We start from the raw sequence: 26,102 nt of genomic DNA on the forward strand, positions 1-26,102 counted from the left end.
CTAAGGCCACAAGCCATGCAAGCCGACACTCTCAGCAAGCCTGCGGAAGCCGCCACCCGCGGCAGCGCCCTCGACTGGACCCAGCGCCTGGTCAGCTACGACACCACCAGCCGCCACTCCAACCTCGGCCTGATCGAGGCCGTGCGCGACCACTTCCTGGCCAAGGGCCTGCGCCCCCACCTGAGCTACAACCCGCAGAACGACAAGGCCAACCTGTTCGTCACCGTGCCCGCCGCCGACGGCAGCACCGATGGCGGCATCGTGTTGTCCGGCCACACCGACGTGGTGCCGGTGGACGGCCAGAACTGGACCACCGACCCGTTCAAGGCGGTCGTGCGCGACGGCCGCCTGTACGGCCGCGGCACCTGCGACATGAAAGGCTTCATCGGTACCAGCCTGGCGCTGCTGCCCACCATCCTGCAGGCCAGGCTGCGCGAGCCGGTGCATTACGCGCTCTCGTTCGACGAGGAAATCGGCTGCATGGGCGCGCCCTACCTGCTGGCCGAGCTGCGCGAGCGCGGCGTGCGCCCGGCCGGCTGCATCGTGGGCGAGCCCACCAGCATGCGCGTGATCGTGGCGCACAAGGGCATCAATGCATATCGCTGCTGCGTCAAGGGACAGGCCGCGCATTCCTCGCTCACGCCCAAGGGCGTCAACGCCATCGAATACGCCGCGCGCCTGATCTGCTTCATCCGCGACATCGCCGACGAGTTCAAGGCCAAGGGGCCCTACGACCAGGCCTTCGACGTGCCGTTCACCACCGCCTCCACCGGCACCATCCAGGGTGGCATCGCGCTCAACACCATCCCGGCACTGTGCGAGTTCGTGTTCGAGTTCCGCAACCTGCCGGGGGTCGATCCCGAAGCCATCTTCGCCCGCGTCCAGGCCTATGCCAACGACGTGCTGCTGCCGAAGATGCGCGCCGAACATGCCGACGCCGGCCTCGCCATCAGCAAGATCGCCGCGGCGCCCTCGCTCGACGCCGCCGAGCAGGATGCCATCACGCAGCTGGTGCGCGCGCTGACCGCCGACCGCGATGTCAACAAGGTGGCCTACGGCACCGAGGCCGGCCTGTTCCAGCGCGCCGGCATCCCGGCCGTGGTGTGCGGCCCCGGCGATATCCAGCAGGCGCACAAGCCCGACGAATACGTCGAAATCGAACAGCTCGCGGCCTGCGAGTCGTTCCTGCACAAGGTGGTCGACAGCCTGCGCGTGAACTGAGCCGCGCCCTGGCCATTTTCCGGCCATTTTCCGGCCATTTGCGGCCATTTGCGGCCATTTGCGGCTGCTCCCTGCCATTCCCGGCCTGCCCCCCCGCGGGCAGGCCGCCGCGCCATGCCTTGGCATGCGCTAGGGCGCCCTGTCGTTTCCGCGCGCCGCCCGCCCGCTTTTCGCACCCCCGTCTTTCACAAAACAATATCGATGGCAACACCACAGAGAGGAGACCTCATGGCAGCATCCCAAGCCCGTTTTTCCCGACCTTCCAGCCGCCACGCGCTGCGCGCGACGGTGTCGGCCCTGTCGCTGGCCGCCGGCCTGCTGTGCCTGGCGCCCGCCGCGCATGCGCAGTCCGCCGACAGCCTGCAGGCGCAGATCGACACCCGCGCCAAGGCCGTCGAGGCGCAGCTCATCGCATGGCGCCGGGATATCCACCAGCACCCCGAGCTCGGCAACTACGAGGTGCGCACCAGCAAGCTGGTGGCCGACCACCTGCGCAAGCTGGGCATGGAAGTGAAGACGGGCGTGGCCAGGACCGGTGTGGTGGGCGTGCTCAAGGGCGGCAAGCCTGGCCCGGTAGTGGCACTGCGCGCCGACATGGATGCGCTGCCGGTGAAGGAGCGCGTCGACGTGCCCTTCGCTTCGAAGGCAAAGGGCCAGTACCTCGGCAAGGAAGTGGACGTCATGCACGCATGCGGGCATGACACCCACGTGGCGATACTGATGGCGACGGCCGAGGTGCTGGCCGGCATGAAGGACCAGTTGCCGGGCACGGTCAAGTTCATCTTCCAGCCGGCCGAGGAAAGCCCGGCGGATTTCGAGCCCAACGGCAGCAATACGTGGGGCGCCAAGCAGATGGTGGCCGAGGGCGTGCTGGACAACCCCAAGGTGGACGCCATTTTCGGCCTGCACGTGAGCAGCGGCATCGAGTCCGGCAAGCTGGCCTGGCGCAGCGGCCCGTCGATGGCCGCCGCCGACCAGTTCTGGATCGACGTCAAGGGCCGCCAGACCCACGGCGCGCGACCCTGGGGCGGGATCGACCCGATCGTGGTGGCGTCGCAGATCGTGATGGGCCTGCAGACCATCCAGAGCCGCCAGGTCAACGCCATGCTGGAGCCTTCGGTGATCACCGTGGGCACCATCCACGGCGGCAACCGCATGAATATCGTGCCGGAGAAGGTCGAGATGATGGGCACGGTGCGCACCTATGACGAAGGCATGAAGAAAGACATCCATGCCCGCATGAAGCGCACCACCGAGGCCATCGCCACCAGCGCCGGCGCCGAAGCCACCTTCAAGGTGGTGGAGCTCTACAACGCCACCGTCAACCAGCCCGCGCTGACCGACAAGATGGCGCCCACGCTCAAGCGCGTGGCCGGCGACGGCAACTGGATGATCGCGCCCAAGGCCACCGCCTCCGAGGATTTCTCCTTCTACCAGGAAAAGGTGCCGGGCCTGTTCTTCAACCTCGGCGTCACGCCGAAGGGCACCGATGTGACCAAGGCGGCCTCCAACCACTCGCCCGAGTTCTATGTGGACGAACCGGCGCTGGTCAACGGCGTGCGCGCGCTGTCGAACCTGACGCTCGACTACATGACGATGGCGCAGCGCTGAGGCATTGGCGCGAGCCCCGGGCGGCGCCAGGCGCCCCCGGGGCGCGCGGGCGTCTACAATACGGGTCCTGGCCGCCGAGGCGGCCTGCATTTCCGGACCCAACGCCACCGGGCGCGCGCCGCGCGCCCGCATCCACGCCATGCCCCTGATTCTTCAAAGTCTCGCGCCGATCGGCGCCGCCGATCTCGACGCGCTGCGTTCCCTGGCCCAGGCGCCGCAACTGGCTGCGCGCACGGAGTTCGTCGCCGCCGCCGACGACTGCGCCCCGCTCACCCCCGCCCTGCGCGAGGCCCTGGATGCCTACTGCGGCCCGCGCGCGATCGACTGGGCCATGGTGCCGGCCGGCCGCAGGCTGTCGGACTTCCGCCTAGTGGCGATGGACATGGACTCCACGCTGATCACCATCGAGTGCATCGACGAAATCGCCGATTTCTGCGGCCTCAAGGCCGAAGTCTCCGCCATCACCGAGGCCGCCATGCGCGGCGAGATCACGGACTTCAACGAGAGCCTGCGCCGCCGCGTGGCGCTGCTCAAGGGACTCGACGCCAGCGTGCTGGACCGCGTCTATGAAGAGCGGCTGCGCCTGTCGCCGGGTGCGGAAAACATGCTGCAGACCGTGCAGGCGCTGGGTCTGCGCACGCTGCTGGTGTCGGGTGGCTTCGTGCATTTCACGGAGAAGCTCAAAGCCCGCCTCAAGCTCGACGTCACCCGCGCCAATACGCTCGAGATCGTCAACGGCAAGCTGACGGGCCAGGTGCTGGGCGAGATCGTCAACGCCGACGTCAAGGCGCGCACGGTGCGCGAGGTCTGCGAGCAGATCGGCGCCGAACCCGCGCAAGCCATCGTCATGGGCGACGGCTCGAACGACCTGAAGATGATGGCCGTGGCCGGCCTGTCGGTGGCCTTCCGCGCCAAGCCCGTGGTGCGCGCGCAGGCCAGCGTGGCGTTCAACCATGTCGGCCTGGACGGCCTGCTGCAACTGTTCCCGCGCTGACCGGCCGGGCGTTCCGCCCGCATCCGGCCTCCAGGCCCTGGCCCCCCGGGCCTTCGGCCGCGGCACCCCGGCGCCATGCCGGGGGTTCGCCTCCCGCATCCTCCCGCACCCCCCGTATCCCACCCCCCGTACCAGCCTGAACCGGTAGCGCCAGCGCGCGCGGCCGGCAGCATCACATGCGCAGCGCTTGCAAGTTTAAATCGGAATCATTATCATTTGCCTTTACTTAAATGCTATGAACCTGTCATGCAAGTGCTTGCCGCGCTGCTAGGGTTGGGCGGCGCCTGCTGCTTCTATCTTGCCTCGCCCAACCAGCGCCTCCTGTCCTCGTTCGCGGCAGGCGCGGCGCGTAGCCGCGGCACATGGCTCTGCTGGACGGCGACGCTGGCCATCGCGGTCTCCGCATGGGCGTGGAGCACGTTGCAAGGCTGGCCCAGCGCCATCGCGGCCACGCTGGCCACGGTCGGCACCGGCCTCTCGCTGTGGCCATTCACGGGCGCCTATCTCGATGCCCGCCGCCGGCGCCAGCATGGGGTGACCCGATGACCGCGGCAACCGTGCGCACCCCGCGCAAGCCCCAGCCGGGCATGGGTACGAAATGGCTGGCCGGCACCCTGCTTGGCCTGCCCCTTTCCGTCGCATTGTGCGCGCTGTCCGTGATCTGGCTGCCGGGCGGCTGGGAGAGCGGCGCCATAGGCGCCCTGCTGGCCTGCCTGCCGTTGTGGGTGGTCATCATCAGTGCCGCGCTGCTGTTCCGCAGCAGCCGCGCCGCCTGGCTGTGGCTGGCGGCGGGCAACGCAGCCGCCTTCGGCGCGCTGTGGGCCTGGCGCCTGCTGGCCGCCGGCGCGGCATGACACGGGGCATCGGGACCAACACATGAAAGCTGCAACGCTGCGCCTTTACCAGACCCTGCATACCTGGGTCGGCCTGATGGCCGGCTGGGCCCTCTTCATCGCCTTCTTCGCCGGCGCCATCACCGTCTTCCACGAAGAACTGCATACCTGGCAGTCGCCGCACCGCTCCGTGGCCGACCGCCCGGTGGCGCAGGAGAGCGACCCGGCCGCCCTCGACCGCTTCATGCGTGAGCTGGTGGCGGCGCACCCGAAAAGCGCCGACAGCGCCTACGTCACGCTGCCGACCGTGCACGAGCCGGAGTTCACCGCCTACTGGCAGGACAAGGACGGCGAGTGGCAGACCAGCAGCTCGGCCAAGCTTGAAGCCGGCAGGAACACGCCCAGGGACACTTCGCTCGACGCGAGCCAGGGCGAACTGGCCGCCTTCCTCAACAGCCTGCACTACACGCTGGGCGTGCCCGTGGCGGGCAACTACTTCATGGGCGCGATTTCGGTGCTGTACGGCCTGGCGCTGGTGTCGGGCGTGCTGCTGCACCTGCCGCGCCTGAAGCCGGACCTGTTCGCGATCCGGCCGGGCCGCAACCTCAAGCGCTTCTGGATGGATGCGCACAACGTGGTCGGCCTGTTCAGCCTGCCCTTCCACCTGGTGTTCGCCATCACCGGCGCCGTGCTGTGCCTGGCGATGGTGCTGGTCATGGTCTTCAACGTGCTGGCCTTCGACGGCAAGCTGTTCGAAGCCCTGCCGCGCATGACCACCGCCTCGCCCGAACTGAAGGCAGCGGGGCAGCCGGCGCAGATGCTGCCGGCGGCCACGCTGATGGCCGCCGCGCGCGAACGCGCGGGCGAGCGTTTCACCCCGCTGTCGCTGCGCTACCAGCACTACGGCGACGCCAATGCCTTGATCGAGATCCGCGGCGATACCACGCGCGCGCTCGGCAACTATGGCTCGGTCTCGGTACATGCCGCCGCCGGCCGCGACGACAGCGGCAAGGTGCTGGCCAACCAGACACCCGGCGGGCGCGACGGCAACCACGCCATCTACAGCACCATCTACGCCCTGCATTTCGGCACCTATGGCGACCTCGCGCTGCGCCTGGTCTACCTGCTGGCCGGCCTGGCCGGCGCCTTCCTGTTCTATTCCGGCAACCTGCTGTGGATCGAGTCGCGCCGCAAGACCCGCAAGGCAGATCAGCCGCGCGTGCACCGCCTGCTGGCGCAGGCCACCGTGGGCGTGTGCATCGGATGCTGCATCGGCGTGGCCGCGGCCTTCTGCGGCGCCCTGATCTGGCCCGGACGCACCGCCGGCTGGAGCTACTTCCCGGTCTTCTTCGTCGCCCTGGCGTGGGCGCTGCTGCGTGCCCCGGCGCGGGCCGCCATCGAATTGCTGTGGGTCGCCGCCGCCGGCGCGCTGCTGGTGCCGGTGGTCAACGCGCTGGTAACGGGCGACTACCTCTGGACCGCCGCGCTGGCAGGCCACTGGGCCGTGGCCGGCTTCGACCTCGGCGCGCTGGCGCTGGCCTGCGGCTTTGCCGTGCTGGCCCTGGTCACGCGCCGCCGCGCCCGCAACGGACCGCCCCATTCGGTCTGGGCGCTGCCCGCGCGCGGCGACCCCGCGGCGGCCAAGGTGCCGGCCTCGGTAGCCGAGCCTTCCTGACCCGGGGCCGGGCGCCGCACAGCCCCTTTCCAGGCTTTTCGCCATAACCGTCCGGGCCTGTCCGCAGGCAGGCCCACCTTAACCTTCCTAGGATTCACCCTCCATGTCTAACCTCCACCCTTCGCAAGGGTGCGCCGCCGCATGCGCGCCCGCGCTTCGCCTCTCGCCCATCGCGAGCGCAGTGCTGGGCCTGACCCTCGCCTTCGGCGCGCTGCCGGCCCTTGCCCAGGCGCAGACCGCGGCATCCGCCGACACCACCCTGCCGACCGCCACCGTCACTGCCGCGCGCAGCACCGACCCGGTCAAGGTAGAGCGCGTCAGCGGTGGCGCGCTGGGCGACCGCAAGCCGGTCGACACGCCGTTCTCCGTGGTGGGCGTGACCAGCGAGGAGATCCAGGACCGCATGGCGCTGACCGCCAACGATGTCTTCAAGTACGACCCGTCCGTGTCCATCCTCGGCGACAACACCCGCACGGAGAACTCGTACTTCGCGGTGCGCGGCATGCGCGTGGACCCGCTCAACGGCACCAAGGTCGACGGCCAGAACTTCGTCGCCTGGGATACCGACATCCCGCTGGAGCCGTTCGAACAGGTGGAACTGCTCAAGGGCCTGTCCGGCTTCATGTACGGCTTCGGTTCGCCGGGCGGCATCATCAACTACGTGGTCAAGCGCCCGACCGACACGCCCTATCGCCAGTTCACCTTCGGCTACCAGGCCAACAACATCTGGAGCGAAAAACTGGACGTGGGCGGGCGCTTCGGCGTGGACGACCGGTTCGGCTACCGCATCAATGCCGTCAACGAGGACGGCAACTCGGTCGACCCGAACGTGCATGTGCGCCGGCAGGTGTTCTCGCTGGCCACGGACTTCCGCATCACGCCTGACCTGACCTGGTCGGCCGACGTCATGTACTGGAAGCGCAAGACCAGCGGCACGATCTTCGGCATGTCGTTTGCCTCGGACGTGTCCGTGCCCAGCGCCAGCAAGGTGGCGCGCAACCTGGCGCAGCCGTACTCGACGCACGAGACCGACATGACGACCGTCGGCACGGGCCTCGACTACCGCATCGATGACGCATGGAAGGCCAGCTTCAAGTACCGCTTCGTGCGCCAGAACCGCCTGAACGCGGACAGCTTCCTGTTTGTCGAGGACGCGGCGGGCAACTTCGCCGACACGCAGTACAAATGGAAGACGGCCTACTACTACCAGGCCTACGATGCCATGGTGCAGGGCAAGTTCGACACCGGCGGCATCAAGCATGAAGTGGTGGCGGGCGTGGGCTACCAGACGCAGGTGCGCGAACTGGACTCGGGCATCGGCGGCAACGGCATCTACCTGGGCCAGAGCAACCTGTACAACCCGGTGCTGCTGCCCGAGCAGCCAGGCGTGGGAACGGACTACATGCCCTACCGCGACTACAAGATCACGCAGAAGTCGCTGTACCTGAGCGACACCATCCAGTTCACCCAGCGCTTCTCGGTGCTGGCCGGCCTGCGCTATACGGACTTCGCCCAGAGCAACTACGACACCTCGGCGCAGACCACCTCGCGCTACAAGGCCAGCCCGGTCTCGCCGACCGTGGCGCTGATGTACAAGACGGACGACTTCTCGACCGTGTACTTCAGCTACGTGCAGGCGCTCGAGCAAGGCGGCTCGGCCAGCATCACCAACGCCAACTACCCGCAGGTCTACGGCCCGCTCAAGAGCAAGCAGTACGAGCTTGGCTTCAAGACCGAGCGCCGCGACTGGGGCGCCAGCGTGGCCCTGTTCCGCGTGGACCGTGGCTACGAATACACCAATACGTCGAACGTGTTCGTGCAGGACGGCACGCAGCGCTTCACCGGCCTGGATACCAGCGGCTGGGTGCGCTTCGCGCGCGATTTCCGCCTGCTGGGCGGCGTGATGTGGCTCAACGCCAAGGCGACCGGCGTGGATGATCCGGCCGTCAACGGCAATCGCGTGTTCGCCACGCCGCAATACATCGCCACCGCCCGCATCGAGTACGACACCCCGTTCCTGCGCGGCCTGACGCTGTCGGCCGGCGCCAAGATCACCGGCGACATGTACGTGAACTCGGCCAACACGCAGAAGGTGCCCTCGTACACCACGGTGGACCTCGGCGCCCGCTACCTGACCAAGGTCGCCGGCAAGGCCGTCACGCTGCGCGCCGCGGTCACCAACCTGGCCGACAAGCGCTTCTGGACCACCACCTACGACGGCTTCGTGCTGCCAGGCGCATCGCGCACCTTCCTGGCCAATGCCAGCGTGCAGTTCTGACCCTCCGGGCCTGCCGCAAAAGAGAACGGCCCCGTCTGGCGAAGACGGGGCCGTTCTCTGTTCCGGGGGGGGGGCCGGCCTGCTCAGGCCACCAGCTTCGCTTCCATGGCCGCGCGCAGGTCGGCGATCAGGTCACGGGTGTCCTCCAGCCCGATATACAGGCGCACCAGTTCACCCGCGTGCTCCCAGCCGGCGGGGGGCCAGCTGCCCGCCGGCCGCATGGTCTGCACGTGGTACGGCACCGCCAGGCTGTGCGCCCCGCCCCAGGACCAGCCGATCGCGAACAGGCGCAGCGCCTCGACGAAGGCATCGACCTGCGCGCGCGTATAGCGGTCGCGCAGCACGATCGAGAACAGCCCCGTGGCGCCGGTGAAATCGCGCCGCCACACCTCGTGGCCGGGGCAATCGGGCAGCGCCGGGTGCAGCACCCTGGCCACTTCCGGACGCTGGCACAGCCATTCGGCCACTTCGCGCGCGGCGCGGTCGTGCGCGGCCAGCCGCACTGGCATGCTCGGCAGCGAGCGCAGCACCAGATAGCAGTCGTCGGCGGACACGCCCCAGCCCATCAGCATGCGGGTGCGCCTGATACGGTCGTGGAGCTTGTCGTCGCAGGTCAGCACCGCGCCCATCAGCACGTCGCCGCCGCCCGACTGGTACTTGGTCAGGGCCTGCACCGAGATGTCGATGCCCTTGTCGAAGGGCCGGAAATAGACGCCCGCCGACCAGGTATTGTCGATGGCCGTGATCACGCCGCGCGCCCGCGCGGCAGCGACGATGGCCTGGGTGTCGGGAATTTCCATGGTCACCGAACCCGGCGACTCCATCCAGATCAGTTTCGTGTTCGGGCGGATCAGGCCCGCGATGCCGGCGCCGATCATCGGATCGTAGTAGCGCACCGACACGCCGTAATCGCGCGCCAGCCATTCGCCGTGCTCGCGGTTGGGGCCGTAGACGTTGTCGGGGACCAGCACGTCGTCGCCCGACTTGACCAGCGCGAAATACACCTGCGAGATGGCTGCCAGGCCAGACGGCAGCAGCAGCGTATGACGCGCGCCTTCGATCAGTGCGAGATGCTGGCAGAGTGCTTCGCTGGTCGGCGTGGCGTGCAGGCCGTAGCGCCAGTAGGTGGTGGCGCCGTCGCCGTGCGCGCGCAGTTCCGCCAGGTTGCGGAACACCACGGTGGAGCCGCGGTGCGTGGGCGGCGAGAACGAAGCAAAGCCGGGCGCGATATCCAGCTCCGGCTGGACGGCCACGGTTTGCAGGAAGGCGGAATGGGAGCCGGACGGCTCGGGCGGCTTGCGATCGGACACGATGGTTCCTTGTCTGGCAGTGACTCGATGAGCCTTCGAGCTTACCAGCATTCGGGCATGCGTTGGCCTGAAGCGCCTTGCCGGTCCCTTTGCTGTCCGCCCCTTGCCGTCCTGCCTTGGGCTTACCAGCCCGAGATCGACGATTTTGGCGGCGGCGGCGCGTAAGTGACGCCGCTGTTGGGCGTCATGTCGAACGGCGGGATCACCAGCGTGCCGAGCGGCCGGATCATGAAGGGCAGATTGATGGCCGGGTTGGCCGGATCGGTCCAGTTGCCGCGGACGACGCCAGCGCCGTCGATGGCGCCTTCCCAGTTGCCGGTGACGCGGGTGCCGTCGCTGGACTCTTCCATCAGGAAGGCCCCGTTCTCGTACTCGCCGGCGAGCAGGCGCACGCCGCCGCCGCGGCCCACGCTGTATTCGCCATGCACGCTGTCGCGCTCGTCGGACTTGGGCCCGAGCCGCAGGCGCACCGGCTGGTCGCCCAGCGTGCCTACGTAGACCGGCAGCGACGCGTATTCGGGACGCGGCGACAGGGGCCTGGGCGCGGCGCCCGTGGAGAGCTGCGTGCCCCGCCTGGTCTCGCCTTCGCGGATCGCCTGGTTGATGCCGAAGCCCTGGCTGGCGCCGTCGGCCGCGCCGGCGGTGCTGGTGGACAACTCGGTGCCGCCGGCGGCCAGCGCAGCGCCGCACAGCGCTGCCGTGGCCAGGCCGGCCGCGAGCAGCCGGGCCGGCGCCGGCAAGGACAGGAGATTCGCTAGGCGCCGCAAGTCAGCCTCAGATGCGCTCGAAGATGGCCGCGATGCCCTGGCCGCCGCCGATGCACATGGTCACCAGTGCATAGCGGCCCTGCACGCGCTGTAGCTCGTACAGTGCCTTGACGGTGATCAGGGCGCCGGTGGCGCCGATCGGGTGGCCAAGCGAGATGCCGGAGCCGTTCGGGTTGACCTTGGCCGGATCGAGGCCGAGCGCCTTGCTGACGGCGCAGGCCTGCGCGGCGAAGGCTTCATTGGCTTCGATAACGTCGAGGTCGGCCACGCTCAGGCCGGCACGCTCCAGCGCCTTCCTGGTGGCCGGCACCGGGCCGATACCCATGGTCTTCGGGTCGACACCGGCATGCGCATACGAAACCAGGCGCGCCAGCGGCTTGAGGCCACGTTTTTCGGCAACGCCGCGCTCCATCAGCACCACGGCCGCGGCGGCGTCGTTCAGGCCCGAGGCATTGCCCGCGGTCACCGTACCGTTTTCCTTGACGAAGACCGGCTTGAGCTTGGTCATGTCGTCGATGGTGGCGTCGTGGCGGACATGCTCGTCGGTGTCGAAGGTCACGTCGCCCTTGCGGGACTTCAGCGTGACCGGCAGGATCTGGTCCTTGAAATAGCCGGCGCGGATGGCCGCCGAAGCGCGGCGGTGCGATTCCAGCGCGGTCTCGTCCTGCTGGCTGCGGCCGATGTCGTATTCCTTGGCCACGTTCTCGGCGGTCACGCCCATGTGGATGCCGTGGAACGGGTCATGCAGCGCGCCCAGCATCATGTCGAGCAGCTTGGCGTCGCCCATGCGCGCGCCCCAGCGGGCCGACTGCGCCAGGTACGGCGCGCGGCTCATGCTCTCGGCGCCGCCGCCGATGGCCACGTCGGCATCGCCCAGCATGATGGTTTGCGCAGCGCTGACGATGGCCTGCAGGCCGGAGCCGCACAAGCGGTTGACGGTCAGCGCCGGCGCGTCGGTGCTGACGCCACCCTCCACTGCCGCCACCCGGCCCAGGTACATGTCCCGGGGCTCGGTCTGGATGACATTGCCGAACACCACATGGCCGACCTCGTCGCCGCCGACCTGCGCGCGGGACAGTGCCTCGCGCACGACCATGGCGCCCATCTGGGTCGGGGAAAAGTCCTTCAGGCTGCCGCCGAAGGTACCGATCGCGGTCCGCACGCCGCTCACCACCACCACTTCACGTGTCATCTTGTGTCTCCTGGGCTGATGTTGCAGCGCACAGTATAGCGGCGCGCCGGGGAAAGCGAACGATCGTACTTTTACCTATCCAGGCTTGGCCGCCGGAATCCGGTCAGACTTCGCCCCACAGGTCGTGACCGTCGGCGCCGGTGATCTTCACCTCGACGAACTCGCCGACCCTGTAGCGCCGCGCGGCGCCGGCGGGCGGGTCGATATAGACCAGGCCGTCGATTTCCGGCGCATCCGCGGCGGAGCGGCCGATACCGCCGTCCTGGTTGATCTCGTCCACCAGCACCCGCAGAGTCTGGCCCACCTTGCGCTGCAGGCGGCGCGCGGAGACCTCCTCGGCCACTTCCATGAAGCGGGCGCGCCGTTCCTCGCGCACTTCGTCGGGCAAGGCGCCCGGCAGGTCGTTGGCGGTGGCGCCATCCACCGGCGAGTAGGCAAAGCAGCCCACGCGGTCCAGCTCGGCCTCGGCGATGAAGTCGAGCAGCGTCTGGAACTCTTCTTCCGTCTCGCCGGGAAAACCGGCAATGAACGTGCTGCGGATGGTCAGCTCGGGACAGATCGCGCGCCAGGCGCGGATGCGGTCCATGGTCTTCTCGGCATTGGCCGGGCGCTTCATGCGCTTGAGCACGTCCGGGTGCGCATGCTGCAGCGGCACGTCCAGGTAAGGCAGCACATGGCCCTGCGACATCAGCGGGATGATCTCGTCCACGTGCGGGTACGGGTACACATAGTGCAGGCGCACCCAAGCGCCGTACTGGCTGGCCAGCTCGCCCAGCGCCGCCACCAGTTCGGTCATGCGGGTCTTGAGCGGACGGCCGTCCCAGAAGCCGGTGCGGTACTTCACGTCCACGCCGTAGGCGCTGGTGTCCTGCGAAATCACCAGCAGTTCCTTCACGCCCGACTTGAACAGGTTTTCCGCCTCCAGCATGACTTCCGCCACCGGGCGCGAGACCAGGTCGCCGCGCATCGACGGGATGATGCAGAACGAGCAGCGGTGGTTGCAGCCTTCGGAGATCTTCAGGTAGGCGTAATGCTTGGGCGTGAGCTTGATGCCCGCGGGCGGCACCAGGTCGGTAAACGGATCGTGCGGCTTGGGCAGGTGCGTGTGCACCGCCTGCATCACTTCGCCCAGCGCGTGCGGGCCGGTCACGGCCAGCACCTTGGGGTGCACCGAGGTGATGATGTCCTCGCCCTTGGCGTTCTTCTTGGCGCCCAGGCAGCCGGTCACGATGACCTTGCCGTTCTCGCTCAGCGCCTCGCCGATCGCGTCCAGGCTTTCCTGCACCGCTTCGTCGATAAAGCCGCAGGTGTTGACCACCACCAGGTCGGCACCGTCGTAGGTGCCGCTGATGGCATAGCCTTCGGCGCGCAGCTGGGTGATGATCTGTTCGGAGTCGACCAGGGCCTTCGGGCAGCCGAGGCTGACGAATCCCACATTTGGAATACGGTCTTTGTTAGTCGTTGATTCTGCAGGGTTTTTCACGGTTACTTCCAAATGTGGGGCGTGCCGGGCGGGACATGGCCGCCGGGCGGTACGAAGCCAATCGCGCATTTTAACCGTTCGGCAACGTTTGCCGGCGACTGGCGCCGCACATCCGCGCCTGGCGTGCAGGTCCTTGAGGCTTAAGGTACCCGTTGCTCGCCGGCTGCCGGCTGCCGGAGCCGCGCGGCGCGTCAGCGCGGCGGCTCGGTGTGTTCCGCAGGTGTCACCGATCTCACGCCCGCGCGGATAACGCCGCCGGCGAGAGCGCCATGGCGCTCTCGATGACCTCGCGCACCTCGCGCGAATCCTGCATGCGCCGGATCGCGTCGTGCAGCTCGGCAGCCTGCGGCCAGGTCCGCTTCAGATAGCTGAGCCACAGCTTGACGCGCCCGTGCTCATGACAGGAGGCGATGCGGTCCTGCAGTTTCCTCAGATAGTCGGCGATATGGCGGAGCACGAGCGGCCATTCCTCGGCGCAGGCCGAGCGCTCCATCAGTCCGCGTATCCGCAGGGCCAGGAAAGGATCGGACACGGCGCCCCGGCCGATCATCACGTCGGCGCAGCCGCTCACGGCCCGGCAGCGCTCCCAGTCATCGACGGTCCAGACCTCGCCGTTGGCGATGACGGGCACGTCCACCGCGGCATCGATCCGCGCGATCCACTCCCAGTGGGCTGGCGGCCGGTAGCCGTGATCGCGGGTTCTGGCATGCACGACGATGGAGGCCGCGCCGCCTTCGGCCAGCGCGGTGGCGCAGTCGATGGCCAGCGAGGTATCAGACACGCCCAGCCGCATCTTTGCCGTCACGGCGATGCCGGCGGGCACCGCGGCGCGCACCGATGAAACGATACGGTTCAGCAGCCCCGGATCCGCCAGCAGCATGGCGCCGCCGCCGTGCCGGTTGACGAGCTTGGCGGGGCAGCCGAAGTTCAGGTCAAGACCATGCGGCGACAGCGTAGCGGCCTGGGCGGCATTGCGTGCCAGCCACTCGGGATCACTGCCGAGCAGCTGGATCACCATCGGCGTGCCGCCGGGTGTATGGCCGCCGTCGAGAACCTCGGGGGTATCCCGCTCGTAGACGCGATCGGGAAGCAAGGAGCCCGTCACCCGGACGAACTCAGACACGCAGCCGTCGTACCCGCCCGTGCCGGTCAGCACGTCGCGCAGCACGTAGTCCGCCAGCCCTTCCATGGGGGCAAGGAACAGCCGGCTCATGCGAAAGCCGCCGCCGCTGGGCAGCGCTTCTGCCGGCGCCCAGCCGGAAGACCGGAGAACGGGCAAGCGGCGCCTGGAACGGGCCTGGCCGCGGCGGCAAGCGCGTGGCGAATGTCTGGGAATTCGGGGGGCATTGCGATTCGGGCTTTGCAGGCGAGTCCGCAAAATGAATCGCCACATTTGTGATGGATGGCCGGCGCGGGATTCCGCGCGTCAGCCGAATAGGCGTGATTTTAACCGATTGCCCGTGGGGCCCCAGGCGACGGGCCATGGGGAGCGGCATCGAGTCGCCAGCCAGGCGGCGAAAGCGATCAGGAGTCGACGCCATAACACGACGCCACCACACGGCGCGGCACTGGCCGTATCCACCGTGCGGGCACGCCGCGCCCCCGCGAACGGGAGCGGGCGAAAGGGGGCGAAAGGGGGCGAAAGGGGGCAGGCAGGAAGCCGGTGAACGCCCGCCCTACTTCTTGTCGGGCTGGTTGAACGGGAACGTGCCGAACATGTTCTTGGCCTGGCTCTGCATCTGTTCCTGCATCTGCACGAACAGGTTCTTGCTCTGCTCGATGTAGTTGCTCATCATCCCCTGCATCATCGGGCCCTGCATGTTCATGAACTGGGACCACATGTCCGGGCTGAACGGCTCGCCCGAGTACAGGCCCTTGGAGTTCTCGGCCAGCTTGCTCTGGATGTCGATGAAGGCCTGGATATTCTTTTCCAGGTAGGTGCCCATCATGCCCTGCATCGCATGGCCGTAGTAGCGGATGATCTGCGAGAGCATCGAGCTGGAGAACATCGGTACCCCGCCGGTCTCTTCTTCCAGGATGATCTGCAGCAGGATGCTGCGCGTGAGTTCGTCGCCCGACTTGGCGTCGATCACCTTGAAATCCTCGGTGTCCATCACGAGCTGCTTGACGTCGGCCAGCGTGATGTAGGTACTGGTTTGCGTATCGTAGAGCCGGCGATTTGGATACTTCTTGATCAGTCGCTCTGCGCCTTTCTTGGTGGTAGCCATCGGTGCTCTATCCTTTATCGTCGCTGTTGCATGCTGCTGCACCGCATGCTGTGCGGTGCGCAATGGGAACCGGCAGCGGGGGATGCAACGTGTTTGACCTGCAACGCATGATCTATTTTGGTGCGGGCAAGCCGCTGCCCTGATTCTATGCCCAACAAGGCACTATTGAAAGCCGGAGCCTTTAAGGAAAACCCGCACGGGGCAACGGATTGCGGGAAGTCAGACGGCAAAGACCGCCGTTTGCAGCGCAGCGTTGATGCAGTGCGGGCGGTGCGATGCAATATCCGCGACCGGAGGGCATCCGGCCGCCCCGCCCTGTGCCGGTCGCGTTACGCCAACCGGCCTTCGCCCCAAAAGAAAGAGCCCTCCTGAGAGGGCCCTGCAGAGCAAGAAAGGCCACCCCGCACAAAGAGGTGGCCTGCCGGACTCAACCCATGTGCAGACCGCCGTTCAGCGAGAAGTCCGCACCGGTCGCGAAGCCCGACTCGTCCGAGGACAGCCATGCGCAGATCGACGCGATCTCCTCCGGGCCGCCGAGGCGCTTGACGGGAATCGTGCCGACGATCTTGTCCAGCACATCCTGGCGGATCGACTTGACCATGTCGGTGGCGATATAGCCCGGCGACACCGTGTTCACGGTCACGCCCTTGGTCGCCACTTCCTGTGCCAGCGCCATGGTGAAGCCATGCAGGCCAGCCTTGGCGGTGGAATAGTTGGTCTGGCCGAACTGGCCCTTCTGCCCGTTGACCGACGAGATATTGACGATGCGGCCGAAACCGCGGTCGGCCATGCCGTCGATGACCTGCTTGGTCACGTTGAACAGCGAGGTCAGGTTGGTGTCGATCACCGCATCCCAGTCGGCGCGCGTCATCTTGCGGAATACCACGTCGCGGGTGATGCCGGCGTTGTTGATCAGGATATCGACTTCGCCCACTTCGGACTTGACCTTGTCGAACGCGGACTTGGTCGAATCCCAGTCGGCAACATTGCCTTCGGACGCAACGAAATCGAAGCCCAGAGCCTTCTGCTGCTCGAGCCACTTCTCGCGGCGCGGCGAGTTCGGGCCGCAACCGGCCACCACCTTGAAGCCTTCCTTGGCCAGGCGTTGGCAGATGGCGGTTCCGATGCCGCCCATGCCACCCGTTACGTATGCAATGCGCTGAGTCATATCTACTCCTTGATGGCTAATTGTTATTTAAGCTGGCGGCGGGAAAAGCCTTCGCGCCGCCGGCACACCCCTCTGATAGGCCAGTCCGCCACGTATCGCGGGCCGGCCGTCCGCTTCCTTACTTGCGCTCCACCGCGAGCGCCACGCCCATGCCACCGCCGATGCACAGCGAGGCCAGGCCCTTCTTGGCGTCGCGGCGCTTCATCTCGTGCAGCAGCGTGACCAGCACGCGGCAGCCCGACGCACCGATCGGGTGGCCGATGGCGATGGCGCCGCCATTGACGTTCACCTTGGAGGTATCCCAGCCCATCTGCTTGTGCACGGCCAGGGCCTGCGCGGCGAAGGCTTCGTTGATCTCCATCAGGTCCAGTTCTTCCACGCTCCAGCCGGCGCGCGACAGGCAGCGCTTGGATGCCGGAACCGGACCCATGCCCATCACCTTCGGATCGACGCCGGCGGTGCCGTAGGCGCGGATGGTCGCCAGCGGAGTCAGGCCGAGTTCCTTGGCCTTGGCCGCGGACATCACCACCACGGCGGCGGCGCCGTCGTTCAGGCCCGAGGCATTGGCCGCGGTGACCGAGCCGGCCTTGTCGAATGCCGGCTTGAGGCCGGACAGGCCGTCCAGCGTGACACCATGACGCACGAACTCGTCGGTGGCGAACTGCACCGGATCGCCCTTGCGCTGCGGAATCGGCACCGGGACGATTTCCTCGTCGAAGCGGCCGGCCTTCTGGGCGGCTTCGGCCTTGTTCTGCGAAGCGACCGCGAACTCGTCCTGCGCCTCGCGCGTGATGCCGTATTCCTTGGCCACGTTCTCGGCGGTGACGCCCATGTGGTACTGGTTGTAGACATCCCACAGACCGTCGACGATCATGGTGTCGACCAGCTTGGCATCGCCCATGCGGAAGCCGTCGCGCGAGCCCGGCAGCACGTGCGGCGCGGCGCTCATGTTTTCCTGGCCGCCCGCCACCACGATCTCGGCATCGCCGGCGGCGATGGCGTTGGCGGCCAGCATCACGGCCTTCAGGCCGGAGCCGCACACCTTGTTGATCGTCATGGCCGGCACCATCACCGGCAGGCCTGCCTTGATCGCGGCCTGGCGCGCCGGGTTCTGGCCGGAGCCGGCGGTCAGCACCTGGCCCATGATCACTTCGCTGACCTGCTCGGGCTTGACGCCAGCGCGCTCGAGTGCAGCCTTGATGACGATGGCGCCCAGCTCCGGCGCGGGGATCTTGGCGAGCGAGCCGCCGAACTTGCCAACCGCGGTACGGGCAGCGGATACGATGACAATGTCAGTCATTGGGAGGTCCTCTCGAGGTAAATGCGTGAAATGAGTGAATCAGACCGGCGCCGCACGGCGCCGGCCCGGACGAATCTCATGCCTTGGCCTTGACGTAGCGGCCGGGCGCGGGCTCGATGGCGCGATAGTCCTTGTTGCCGTAGTCGGCAGGGGCGGCCTTGCGCGCGCCGGCATGCTTGGCCAGCCAGGACGCCCAGTCCGGCCACCAGCTGCCGGCATGCTCGGTGGCATCGGCCAGCCATTCCTGCGCCGAGGCAGCGACCTTGTCATTGGTCCAGTGGCTGCGCTTCTTCTTGGCCGGCGGATTGATGACGCCCGCGATATGGCCGGACGCGCCCAGCACGAAGCGCACCTTGTTCTCCAGCAGCCCGGTCGAGGCATAGGCCGACGTCCACGGCACGATGTGGTCCTCGCGCGAACCGTAGACATAGGTGGGCACGTCGATGCTGCCCAGGTCCACCGGCGCGTTGCACACGGTCAGCTTGCCCGGCACCTTCAGTTCGTTCTGCAGGTAGGTGTGGCGCAGGTACCAGCAGTACCAGGGGCCCGGCAGGTTGGTGGCATCGCCGTTCCAGAACAGCAGGTCGAACGGCACCGGCGTGTTGCCCTTGAGGTAGTTGTCGACGACGTAGTTCCACACCAGGTCGTTGGGACGCAGGAAGGAGAAGGTATTGGCCAGCTCCACCCCGCGCAGCAGCGCGCAGGGCGTGCCCGCGGCACCGCCGAGGGTGGCCTCGCGCAGCGCCACATGCGCCTCGTCGACAAAGACATCCAGCACGCCGGTATCGGCGAAATCCAGCAGCGTCGTCAGCAGCGTCAGGCTGGCCGCGGGGTGCTCGCCGCGCTGGGCCAGCACCGCCAGTGCCGTGGCGACAATGGTGCCGCCGACGCAGAAGCCGAGCACGTTGATCTGGTCCTGGCCGCTGATCTCGCGCGTGACGTCGATGGCGCGGATGGCCGCGTGCTCGATGTAGTCGTCCCAGCCCAGCTCGGCCATCGATGCGTCCGGATTGCGCCAGGACACCATGTAGACCGTATGGCCCTGCGCCACCATGTAGCTCACCAGCGAGCTTTCCGGCTGCAGATCGAGGATGTAGTACTTGTTGATGCAGGGCGGCACCAGCAGCAGCGGACGGGCAAACACCTTGTCGGTGGTGGCCTTGTACTGCAGCAGCTGGAAGTAGGCGTTCTCGTAGACCACCGCGCCTTCGGTGACCGCCACGTTGCGGCCCACTTCGAAAGCGGATTCGTCGGTCTGCGAGATCTTGCCGCGGCCCAGGTCGTCGAGCATGTTGCGCACGCCGGCACGCAGCGATTCCCCGCCCGATTCGATCAGCCGCTTCTGCGCTTCCGGATTGGTGGCGAGGAAGTTGGCCGGCGACATGGCGTCGACCCACTGCGAGACCGCGAAGCGGATGCGCTGGCGCGTCTTGGCGTCGGCTTCCACCGCGTCCGCCAACTCGTTCATGGCGCGCGCATTGATGAGGTAGAAGGCGGCCGCGTAGTGGAAGGCCGCGCTGCTGCGCCAGGCCTCGCCGGCGAAACGGCGGTCGCGCAGGGCCGTCGAGGGATTGCCGCCCCCCTCGGCCATGCCGCGCCACAGTTCGCTGAAGTCCTTCATGTAGCGCTGCTGGATGTCGGCAAGCTGGTCGGGCGCGAACTTCACGCCCGCCAGGGCGGAACCCGCCAGCGCCTCCAATCCAGGCAGGCCGGGCATGCCCTGGGGCATTGCCGCGCCGTTGCCGTTACCGTTGGCCTGTGCCTGACGGGACCATGCCAGCCATGCAGCTGGATCGAATGGCCCCGGTGCAAATGAAAACGGTTGGGACTTGTCTTCCTTGGCGGAAGCTGCCGCACCTTTGCCGGTTGCCATGATGTTTCGTCTCTCTGCCGTCACTTATTTGAAGGCTGGCCGGGCGCATGCCGCCACTGCGGACTGCCCCGCCGCCAGCCTCGAAACCGGCCCGCGCTGACGCCCTCGGCTGGTGACGCCATGCGGTATGCTTGCCGGACACGCCGCGCCGCCGACCGAAAGGTCCCGGCGAAGCCTGCGAATGCCTGCGAACTGACCTGCCTCGCAATACATTCGAGGCCATTGTTGCCTTGCAATGTTGTGCCTGTCAATGCGGAAAATTGCGCGGACCGGCGCCGCGGGCAAAATGCACCCTGCGCGCCCGGCGCCCATGCTGCGCGCCCCACCCGCACCTCGTGCCCGCCGCTCGCACCGGCCAAAGGGACGAGCTTGCCCGAGAAGGATGACGTTCTGATGTACATCGTTGCAATCGGCTGGATCTATGTGGTCCTGATGATGGCCATTACCGAGCACACCGTGGTCGCGGGCGTGGCCACCTTCGTCTTTTACGGCCTGGGGCCGGTCGCCATCCTGATGTACATCATGGGCACGCCGGGCCGCCGGCGGCGGCGCAAGGCCGAAGAAGCGAGACAAGAGCAGGCGGCAGTGCAAGCGCAGGCGCGGCCCACGCCGCCGGCTGGCGAGGCAGCGGAGGCAGCGGAGGCAGCAGCAGGCGCGGCGCCGCCCGCCAGCGCAGAGGGCCGCCCCGCTGCCCGCGAGTAAACCCGGCAGGCCTCAGGCGGCCAGCCAGACAAGGCTGGCCATGCGGCCGGTGACGCCGTCCCGGCGGTAGGAATAGAAGCGCTGCGCGTCGGTGACGGTGCAGGTATCGCCGCCATGCACGTCGGCGCAGCCGGCACGGGCCAGCCGGGTCCGGGCCAGGCCATAGATGTCGGCAAAGTATTTCCCGGGCGCGCCGGGACGGAAAGCCGCCTCGACGGCAGCCATCTCCTGCGGCAGTGCCGCGGCCAGGAAAGCCTGGCGCACTTCCGCCCCCACCTCGAACGCTTGCGGCCCGATGGCCGGCCCAAGCCACGCCAGCCACCGCGCCTGCGGTCCGGCCCGGGTGCTCATGCCTGCCAGCGTGGCCTCGATCACGCCCGCGCACAGCCCGCGCCAGCCGGCATGCGCCGCGCCCACCACGGTGCCGGCACGGTCGCATAGCAGCACCGGCAGGCAGTCGGCGGTCATCACAGCGCAAACGCGGCCCGGCGTCGTGGCGATGCTTGCGTCAGCCTTCGGCACCACGGCATCGCCGCCGGCGAATTCGTCCCCGCTCGCGACGGCGCAGCCATGCACCTGCTCCAGCCATGCCGGCGCGCTGGGCAGCCGCGCCGCCAGGCGCGCACGGTTGCCGGCCACGGCCGCGGGGTCGTCGCCCACATGCGTGCCCAGGTTCAGCCCGCCCTGGCTGCCGTCCGCCAGGCCATAGGGGCTGACGCTCAGGCCACCCTGGCGCGTGGTCGACAGCGCGCGCACGCGCGCGGGCGCCGGCCAGTCAGGCACCAGCCAGGCGGGGTCAGTCGTCATCGCCGTACACCCACACGCCGTCTTCGCCCTCCACCCAGCCATCGTCCTCATCGTCGGCATCGTCGCCTTCGAAGTCGAGGACGTCGATAAGCGCCTGCAGGTCGTCGGGCGGCGGCGCCTCCCACGAAATGTCCTTGCCCGTGACTGGGTGCACCAGCCCGAGCCGGAATGCGTGCAGGGCCTGACGGCCCAGCGGCACGGGCAGCGGCGCCTTGATGGCCGGACGCTGGCCGCGCCGCGTGGCGGCGCGGTGATAGACCGTGTCGCCGAGCAGCGGGTGGCCGATGGATTCGAAATGCACGCGGATCTGGTGGGTACGTCCGGTCTCGAGCTGGCACATGACCATGGAGACATTGCCGCGTCCAAGCGGCACCGTGCCCAGCGTGCGGAAATGCGTGCGCGAAGGCTTGCCGCTGTTGGTCAATACCACGCCCATGCGTGTGCGCTCGCGCGGATCGCGGCCGATCGGCGCGTCGATGGTGCCGGAGTCGGGCGTCGTGCCCCACACCAGCGCCAGGTAGCGGCGCTTGACGGTGCGCGCCTGCAACTGCCGCACCAGGTCCGTCTGCGCGGTCAGCGTGCGCGCCACCACCATCAGCCCCGTGGTTTCCTTGTCGAGCCGGTGGACGATGCCCGCACGCGGCAGTCCCACCGCCTCGGGATAGCGATGCAGCAGGCCGTTGAGCACGGTCCCGCTCCAGTTGCCGGCAGCCGGATGGACAACCAGGCCGGCGGACTTGTTGATGACCAGCAGCGTGGCGTCTTCGTACACCACGTCCAGTTCGACGTCTTCCGGCACGAAGGCGCGCGATTCGGGCGCGACCTGGGGCCGGACCTCGATGCGCTCGCCCATCTGCACGGCATCGCGCGAACGGCGCGCGGTGCCGTTGACCAGCACCGAGCCGCCTTCGATCCATTGCTGCAGGCGGCTGCGCGAGAAGCCGCTGAGATGGCGGGCCAGCAGCTTGTCGAGGCGCTCTCCATGTGAGGCACTATCGACATCGAACGACACCGGCTGCATTTCGGTCTCGATCGGCGACAGCTGCGCGCCGGCCGGCAGGCCGTCCAGCGCGGCCACGTCGACCAGGTCTTCGAGATCCTCCACCTCGTTCAAGGTGTCGGCAAGATCCTCGGCTTGCTGTGTGGGGCCCTTGGCCGCGGTTTCGGGCAAGGGGCTTGGGCTATAATGCTTGATGCTATTTTTCATCCGGGATACGTTGCCCATGCAATTGATGAGCATGAAGCGCGCCAGCTGGCGCGCAAGAATTGGAGCGATTCTGCTCGCAGGCGGCTGCGTCATGCTGTCGGCATGCGGCCTGCTGTCGGATCAACCAGACGAGACTGCCGGCTGGTCGGCTAACAAATTATATTCTGAAGCCAAGGAAGCCCTCGATTCAGGTGACTTTACCCGCGCAGTCAAGCTGTACGAAAAGCTCGAAAGCCGCTACCCGTTCGGCCGTTTCGCGCAGCAGGCACAGATCGATACCGCCTATGCCAACTACAAGGATGGCGAGACCGCCGCGGCACTGGCTTCGGTCGATCGCTTCATCCAGCTGCACCCGAGCCACCCGAATATCGATTACGCCTACTACCTCAAGGGCCTGATCAACTTCAACGACAACCTGGGATGGCTGGGCCGCTTTTCCGGCCAGGATCTCAGCGAGCGCGACCCGAAGGCCGCGCGCGCCGCGTATGACGCGTTCAACACACTGGTCTCGCGCTTCCCGGAAAGCAAGTACACGCCCGACGCCGCGGCACGCATGCAGTACATCGTGAATTCGCTGGCACAGCATGAGGTCCATGCGGCACGCTACTACTACCGCCGCGGCGCCTACCTGGCCGCCGCCAACCGGGCCCAGCAGGCGCTCAAGGACTATGACGGCGCGCCGGCCAACGAGGAAGCGCTGTACATCATGATCCGCTCGTACGATTCGCTGGGCATGAAGGATCTGCGCGACGACACCGCCCGCGTGATGGAAAAGAACTTCCCGAACAGCGATTACATCAAGTACGGCGAGCGCCGCAAGGACAAGTCCTGGTGGGAAGTGTTCTGAAAGTCAGCCACCCGGCCGCAAAAAAGCCCGATTCCGATCGGGCTTTTTTATTTTCGTTGTCCCCGCCGGCCTCAGTCGGCGGGTGATGCATCGCCGTCACCGGCGCCGACCGCGTCTTCCACCGCCTGCGCGGGCTCGCCGCCATTGCGCAGCGTTTCCAGGAAATGGATCACCGTCTCGGCCTCGCGCGTGCGCTTGAACGGCGGCAGGCTTTGCCAGATTTGGCGGCCATAGGGCTTCTCCACCAGCCGCGTGTCGCAGATCACCAGCACGCCGCGATCCGTCTCCGAGCGGATCAGGCGCCCCGCGCCCTGCTTCAGCGTGATCACCGCGTGTGGCAGCTGATGCACGGCAAACGGACTCAGGCCCTTCTTCTGCAGCACTTCCATGCGCGCGGCCAGCACCGGATCGTCGGGTGGCGCAAATGGCAGCTTGTCGATGATCACCAGCGATAGCGCCTCGCCACGCACATCCACCCCCTCCCAGAAACTCTGGCTGCCAACCAGCACGGCATTGCCCAGTTCGCGGAAACGGTCGAGCAATTCGGTGCGGCTGGCCTGGCCCTGCACCAGCAGCGGCAGTTCGAGGCCACGCTCGGCGAAGGCGTCATAGAGCAGGTCCGAAGCACGCTGTACCGCGCGCAGCGTGGTACAGAGCAGGAAGGCCCGCCCTCCGGCCGCCTCGATCAGCGGCAGCGCGGCCTGCACCACGGCGTCGGTGAACTGCGGCGACTGCGGCGCCGGGAGATCGCGCGGCACGTAGAGCAGGCCCTGCTCCGCATAGTCGAAGGGGCTGGGCAGGGTCAGCGATTTGTCCTTGTCCAGGCCGAGCTGCGCGGCGTAATGGCTGAAATTGCCCTTCACCGACAGCGTAGCCGAGGTGAAGACCCAGGCCCGCGGATGCCCTTCGCGCTGGCGAGTGAAGATCGGCGCGATCGACAAGGGCGTGCGGTGCAGCTGCACGGTATGGGAGAACACCTCCACCCAGCGCACCGTGTCCGGCCCGAAGGCGGCTTCCGGCGCGGCAGCGGTTGCAGCCTCGTCGCCGGCCGGCGCGGGTTTCGGCGCGGCCTTGGCCTCGCTGCGCCAGGCAGCCAGGCGCTGCTCCAGCTCCACCGCGCGCCGATGGCACTGTTCGAGCGATTCGGCGCGCTCGGCCTGGCTCTCGAGCAAGGCCACGAATTCCCCCAGCGCGGCTTCCAGCGCGTCCAGCGTTTCGAAGAACGGCTTGCTGATGCGGGGGTCGGCCTCGATCTGGCTGACCGCCAGGCGCGCATTGTCCTTGGTGAAGGCCAGCCGCAGGTCGCGCGCGGCGCGCTCCAGCGGCGCGGCAATGCGCACCCAGTCGGCCGCGTCCCGCGCGTGCGAGAGGCCCTCGGCCACGGTGTCGCGCGCGATCTCCAGCAACTGGCTGGTCGACAGACTCTCGCCGAAGAACAGCGTGGCGGTTTCGGGCAGCTGATGGGCTTCGTCGAAGATCACCGTGTTGGCCGCCGGCAGCAACTCGGCCATGCCGGTATCGCGCAGCACCACATCGGCAAAGAACAGGTGATGGTTGACCACCACCATGTCCGCCTGTTGCGCCTCCTTGCGGGCACGCATGACGAAGCACTCTTTGTAGTTCGGGCACTCCGTGCCAAGGCAGTTGTCGCGCGTCGAGGTGACGAGCTGCCAGACCGGCGCATTCTCCGGCACCGAGGCCAGTTCGGCCTTGTCGCCCGAAGCGGTGACCTTGGCGAAGCGCGCGATCTCGCGCAGCCACGCCGCGTCCTGGCGCGATGCCAGCCGGCCCTGGGCCTCGGCGCGTTCCAGATGGTAGTGGCAGAGGTAGTTGGCCCGCCCCTTGAGCAGGGCGACCGACACGGGCACATTGAGCGCCCGCCGCACGGTGGGAATGTCGCGCAGGAAGAGCTGGTCCTGCAGGTTCTTGGTGCCGGTCGAAAGGATCACCTTGCCGCCCCACAGCATGGCGGGCACCAGGTAGGCAAAGGTCTTGCCGGTGCCCGTGCCGGCCTCGACGATGACGGTGTCGCTGGTTTCGATCGCACCTGCCACGGCCGCGGCCATGCGCTCCTGCGCATCGCGCGGACGATAGCCCTCGATGGCCTGCGCCAGCGTGCCGGTCTTGGCGAAGATGGTGGCAAGCTGGGCCGCCTGGGCGGCCGCGTTGCCGGCAGGCACGGCGGCGCCGGTGCCGCTGGCGGCACCGCCGTGCGCGTCGCTCGGCGCGGGCGTCAGGGCGGCGGCCGGCGCGTCTGGAATGTCTTCGGAAGCAGGCAAGGCAAGGCTTTCTGGCGAGCCGGCTCAGCGCCGGCCCGGGGATGAGAGGAATGGCAAGGTGATCAGGTCAGGCCGGCACGTCCGGCTCGAGCTGCAACTGGAGCAGCGTGATCGCATCCTTGAGCTTGAGACGGCGCTTTTTCAGGCGCCGCATCTGCAGTTCGTCATGGGTGGCGTCAGCCGCCATGCGGTCGATCAGGTAGTCGAGATCGCGATGTTCGATCTGCAACTCCATGATCTGTCGCTCCAGGGTATTCAGATTGCGGTCCATGGGCTCCCCCGCTCAATGCCGGCGCTGGCGCCGGCGGGCCGGCATGGTGTCGGGCA

Annotated in this window: 22 protein-coding genes; 9 read left to right on the forward strand and 13 right to left on the reverse strand. The window is 67.7% G+C overall.

Translation table 11 applies throughout. From position 1 onward, the window contains the following. The first annotated feature begins 15 nt into the window (after positions 1-15). The 7 genes from argE (at position 16) to AB4Z48_RS17220 (ending at position 8,612) form a co-directional block, all read left to right on the forward strand. On the forward strand, positions 16-1,221 hold the full coding sequence (gene argE, locus AB4Z48_RS17190; RefSeq protein ID WP_441616008.1) for an acetylornithine deacetylase: 1,206 nt from the start codon (positions 16-18) through the stop codon (positions 1,219-1,221). A gap of 228 nt (positions 1,222-1,449) precedes the next feature. Further along, entirely contained in the window at positions 1,450-2,832 is a 1,383-nt protein-coding gene (locus tag AB4Z48_RS17195; protein ID WP_441616010.1) for an amidohydrolase, read from the forward strand. Between the two features lie 139 nt (positions 2,833-2,971). Next, the gene (serB, locus tag AB4Z48_RS17200; protein ID WP_441616011.1) at positions 2,972-3,826 is read left to right on the forward strand and encodes a phosphoserine phosphatase SerB; all 855 of its coding nucleotides are present in this window, start codon (positions 2,972-2,974) and stop codon (positions 3,824-3,826) included. 246 nt (positions 3,827-4,072) lie between these two features. Beyond that, positions 4,073-4,372, forward strand: coding sequence for a hypothetical protein (locus tag AB4Z48_RS17205; protein ID WP_441616013.1), 300 nt, complete (start codon positions 4,073-4,075; stop codon positions 4,370-4,372). Next, positions 4,369-4,680: a hypothetical protein gene (locus AB4Z48_RS17210; protein ID WP_441616015.1), complete on the forward strand. Its 312-nt coding sequence runs from the start codon at positions 4,369-4,371 to the stop codon at positions 4,678-4,680. Before AB4Z48_RS17205 ends, AB4Z48_RS17210 begins: the two co-directional genes overlap by 4 nt. Positions 4,681-4,702: 22 nt before the next feature. Further along, positions 4,703-6,334, forward strand: a complete 1,632-nt coding sequence (locus tag AB4Z48_RS17215; protein ID WP_441616017.1) for a PepSY-associated TM helix domain-containing protein — start codon at positions 4,703-4,705, stop codon at positions 6,332-6,334. A gap of 103 nt (positions 6,335-6,437) precedes the next feature. Next, positions 6,438-8,612, forward strand: coding sequence for a TonB-dependent siderophore receptor (locus AB4Z48_RS17220; RefSeq protein ID WP_441616019.1), 2,175 nt, complete (start codon positions 6,438-6,440; stop codon positions 8,610-8,612). A gap of 83 nt (positions 8,613-8,695) precedes the next feature. Here the strand turns inward: AB4Z48_RS17220 and AB4Z48_RS17225 are convergent, their stop codons facing one another. The 9 genes from AB4Z48_RS17225 to phaC all read right to left on the reverse strand — a co-directional run bounded on the left by AB4Z48_RS17225 (position 8,696) and on the right by phaC (position 19,933). After that, positions 8,696-9,922, reverse strand: a complete 1,227-nt coding sequence (locus tag AB4Z48_RS17225; protein WP_441616021.1) for a cystathionine beta-lyase — start codon at positions 9,920-9,922, stop codon at positions 8,696-8,698. A 122-nt stretch (positions 9,923-10,044) separates the two neighbouring features. Beyond that, entirely contained in the window at positions 10,045-10,662 is a 618-nt protein-coding gene (locus AB4Z48_RS17230; RefSeq protein WP_441616504.1) for a hypothetical protein, read from the reverse strand. A 34-nt stretch (positions 10,663-10,696) separates the two neighbouring features. Next, positions 10,697-11,881 carry a beta-ketothiolase BktB gene (gene bktB / locus AB4Z48_RS17235; protein ID WP_441616023.1) on the reverse strand — a complete coding sequence of 395 codons (1,185 nt, stop codon included), beginning with the start codon at positions 11,879-11,881 and terminating at the stop codon, positions 10,697-10,699. Between the two features lie 103 nt (positions 11,882-11,984). Beyond that, a complete protein-coding gene (gene rimO, locus AB4Z48_RS17240) occupies positions 11,985-13,364 on the reverse strand; it encodes a 30S ribosomal protein S12 methylthiotransferase RimO (protein WP_441616025.1) in 1,380 nt (459 codons plus the stop codon). 232 nt (positions 13,365-13,596) lie between these two features. Continuing rightward, positions 13,597-14,577 (reverse strand): tRNA dihydrouridine synthase, encoded by a 981-nt coding sequence (locus AB4Z48_RS17245; RefSeq protein WP_441616027.1) that lies wholly within the window; start codon positions 14,575-14,577, stop codon positions 13,597-13,599. Positions 14,578-15,040: 463 nt separating this feature from the next. Next, positions 15,041-15,592: a polyhydroxyalkanoate synthesis repressor PhaR gene (gene phaR / locus AB4Z48_RS17250; RefSeq protein WP_006155938.1), complete on the reverse strand. Its 552-nt coding sequence runs from the start codon at positions 15,590-15,592 to the stop codon at positions 15,041-15,043. Between the two features lie 427 nt (positions 15,593-16,019). Beyond that, positions 16,020-16,760, reverse strand: a complete 741-nt coding sequence (locus AB4Z48_RS17255) for a 3-ketoacyl-ACP reductase (protein ID WP_441616030.1) — start codon at positions 16,758-16,760, stop codon at positions 16,020-16,022. A gap of 118 nt (positions 16,761-16,878) precedes the next feature. Then, positions 16,879-18,060, reverse strand: a complete 1,182-nt coding sequence (locus AB4Z48_RS17260; RefSeq protein WP_441616032.1) for an acetyl-CoA C-acetyltransferase — start codon at positions 18,058-18,060, stop codon at positions 16,879-16,881. Between the two features lie 76 nt (positions 18,061-18,136). Then, entirely contained in the window at positions 18,137-19,933 is a 1,797-nt protein-coding gene (phaC, locus tag AB4Z48_RS17265) for a class I poly(R)-hydroxyalkanoic acid synthase (protein ID WP_441616034.1), read from the reverse strand. Positions 19,934-20,326: 393 nt separating this feature from the next. Here phaC and AB4Z48_RS17270 point away from each other — a divergent pair, with 393 nt between their 5' ends. Continuing rightward, a complete protein-coding gene (locus AB4Z48_RS17270; protein WP_441616036.1) occupies positions 20,327-20,635 on the forward strand; it encodes a hypothetical protein in 309 nt (102 codons plus the stop codon). A 12-nt stretch (positions 20,636-20,647) separates the two neighbouring features. Here AB4Z48_RS17270 and pgeF read toward each other — a convergent pair whose 3' ends face one another. Together pgeF and AB4Z48_RS17280 are read right to left on the reverse strand one after the other, a co-directional pair. Beyond that, entirely contained in the window at positions 20,648-21,442 is a 795-nt protein-coding gene (gene pgeF, locus AB4Z48_RS17275; RefSeq protein ID WP_441616038.1) for a peptidoglycan editing factor PgeF, read from the reverse strand. Then, complete coding sequence (locus tag AB4Z48_RS17280; protein ID WP_441616039.1) at positions 21,432-22,649, reverse strand: RluA family pseudouridine synthase; 1,218 nt, start codon at positions 22,647-22,649, stop codon at positions 21,432-21,434. Before AB4Z48_RS17280 ends, pgeF begins: the two co-directional genes overlap by 11 nt. Positions 22,650-22,665: 16 nt before the next feature. Here AB4Z48_RS17280 and AB4Z48_RS17285 point away from each other — a divergent pair, with 16 nt between their 5' ends. Beyond that, positions 22,666-23,496, forward strand: coding sequence for an outer membrane protein assembly factor BamD (locus AB4Z48_RS17285; protein ID WP_441616041.1), 831 nt, complete (start codon positions 22,666-22,668; stop codon positions 23,494-23,496). A 71-nt stretch (positions 23,497-23,567) separates the two neighbouring features. On the opposite strand, the gene AB4Z48_RS17290 is transcribed toward AB4Z48_RS17285, so the two are convergent. Continuing rightward, the gene (locus AB4Z48_RS17290; RefSeq protein ID WP_441616043.1) at positions 23,568-25,775 is read right to left on the reverse strand and encodes an ATP-dependent DNA helicase; all 2,208 of its coding nucleotides are present in this window, start codon (positions 25,773-25,775) and stop codon (positions 23,568-23,570) included. 67 nt (positions 25,776-25,842) lie between these two features. Then, complete coding sequence (locus AB4Z48_RS17295; RefSeq protein ID WP_441616045.1) at positions 25,843-26,046, reverse strand: YdcH family protein; 204 nt, start codon at positions 26,044-26,046, stop codon at positions 25,843-25,845. Positions 26,047-26,102: the final 56 nt, after the last annotated feature.

The sequence above is a fragment of the Cupriavidus sp. 2TAF22 genome, assembly GCF_052115045.1.
Taxonomy (GTDB): domain Bacteria; phylum Pseudomonadota; class Gammaproteobacteria; order Burkholderiales; family Burkholderiaceae; genus Cupriavidus.

Excerpts from the sequence above, each read along its gene's own strand:
- argE (WP_441616008.1), top strand. The coding sequence starts at position 16 with ATGCAAGCCGACACTCTCAGCAAGCCTGCGGAAGCCGCCACCCGCGGC.
- AB4Z48_RS17195 (WP_441616010.1), top strand. The coding sequence starts at position 1,450 with ATGGCAGCATCCCAAGCCCGTTTTTCCCGACCTTCCAGCCGCCACGCG.
- serB (WP_441616011.1), top strand. The coding sequence starts at position 2,972 with ATGCCCCTGATTCTTCAAAGTCTCGCGCCGATCGGCGCCGCCGATCTC.
- AB4Z48_RS17205 (WP_441616013.1), top strand. The coding sequence starts at position 4,073 with ATGCAAGTGCTTGCCGCGCTGCTAGGGTTGGGCGGCGCCTGCTGCTTC.
- AB4Z48_RS17210 (WP_441616015.1), top strand. The coding sequence starts at position 4,369 with ATGACCGCGGCAACCGTGCGCACCCCGCGCAAGCCCCAGCCGGGCATG.
- AB4Z48_RS17215 (WP_441616017.1), top strand. The coding sequence starts at position 4,703 with ATGAAAGCTGCAACGCTGCGCCTTTACCAGACCCTGCATACCTGGGTC.
- AB4Z48_RS17220 (WP_441616019.1), top strand. The coding sequence starts at position 6,438 with ATGTCTAACCTCCACCCTTCGCAAGGGTGCGCCGCCGCATGCGCGCCC.
- bktB (WP_441616023.1), bottom strand. The coding sequence starts at position 11,881 with ATGACACGTGAAGTGGTGGTGGTGAGCGGCGTGCGGACCGCGATCGGT.
- AB4Z48_RS17245 (WP_441616027.1), bottom strand. The coding sequence starts at position 14,577 with ATGAGCCGGCTGTTCCTTGCCCCCATGGAAGGGCTGGCGGACTACGTG.
- phaR (WP_006155938.1), bottom strand. The coding sequence starts at position 15,592 with ATGGCTACCACCAAGAAAGGCGCAGAGCGACTGATCAAGAAGTATCCA.
- AB4Z48_RS17255 (WP_441616030.1), bottom strand. The coding sequence starts at position 16,760 with ATGACTCAGCGCATTGCATACGTAACGGGTGGCATGGGCGGCATCGGA.
- AB4Z48_RS17260 (WP_441616032.1), bottom strand. The coding sequence starts at position 18,060 with ATGACTGACATTGTCATCGTATCCGCTGCCCGTACCGCGGTTGGCAAG.
- phaC (WP_441616034.1), bottom strand. The coding sequence starts at position 19,933 with ATGGCAACCGGCAAAGGTGCGGCAGCTTCCGCCAAGGAAGACAAGTCC.
- AB4Z48_RS17270 (WP_441616036.1), top strand. The coding sequence starts at position 20,327 with ATGTACATCGTTGCAATCGGCTGGATCTATGTGGTCCTGATGATGGCC.
- pgeF (WP_441616038.1), bottom strand. The coding sequence starts at position 21,442 with ATGACGACTGACCCCGCCTGGCTGGTGCCTGACTGGCCGGCGCCCGCG.
- AB4Z48_RS17280 (WP_441616039.1), bottom strand. The coding sequence starts at position 22,649 with ATGAAAAATAGCATCAAGCATTATAGCCCAAGCCCCTTGCCCGAAACC.
- AB4Z48_RS17285 (WP_441616041.1), top strand. The coding sequence starts at position 22,666 with ATGCAATTGATGAGCATGAAGCGCGCCAGCTGGCGCGCAAGAATTGGA.
- AB4Z48_RS17295 (WP_441616045.1), bottom strand. The coding sequence starts at position 26,046 with ATGGACCGCAATCTGAATACCCTGGAGCGACAGATCATGGAGTTGCAG.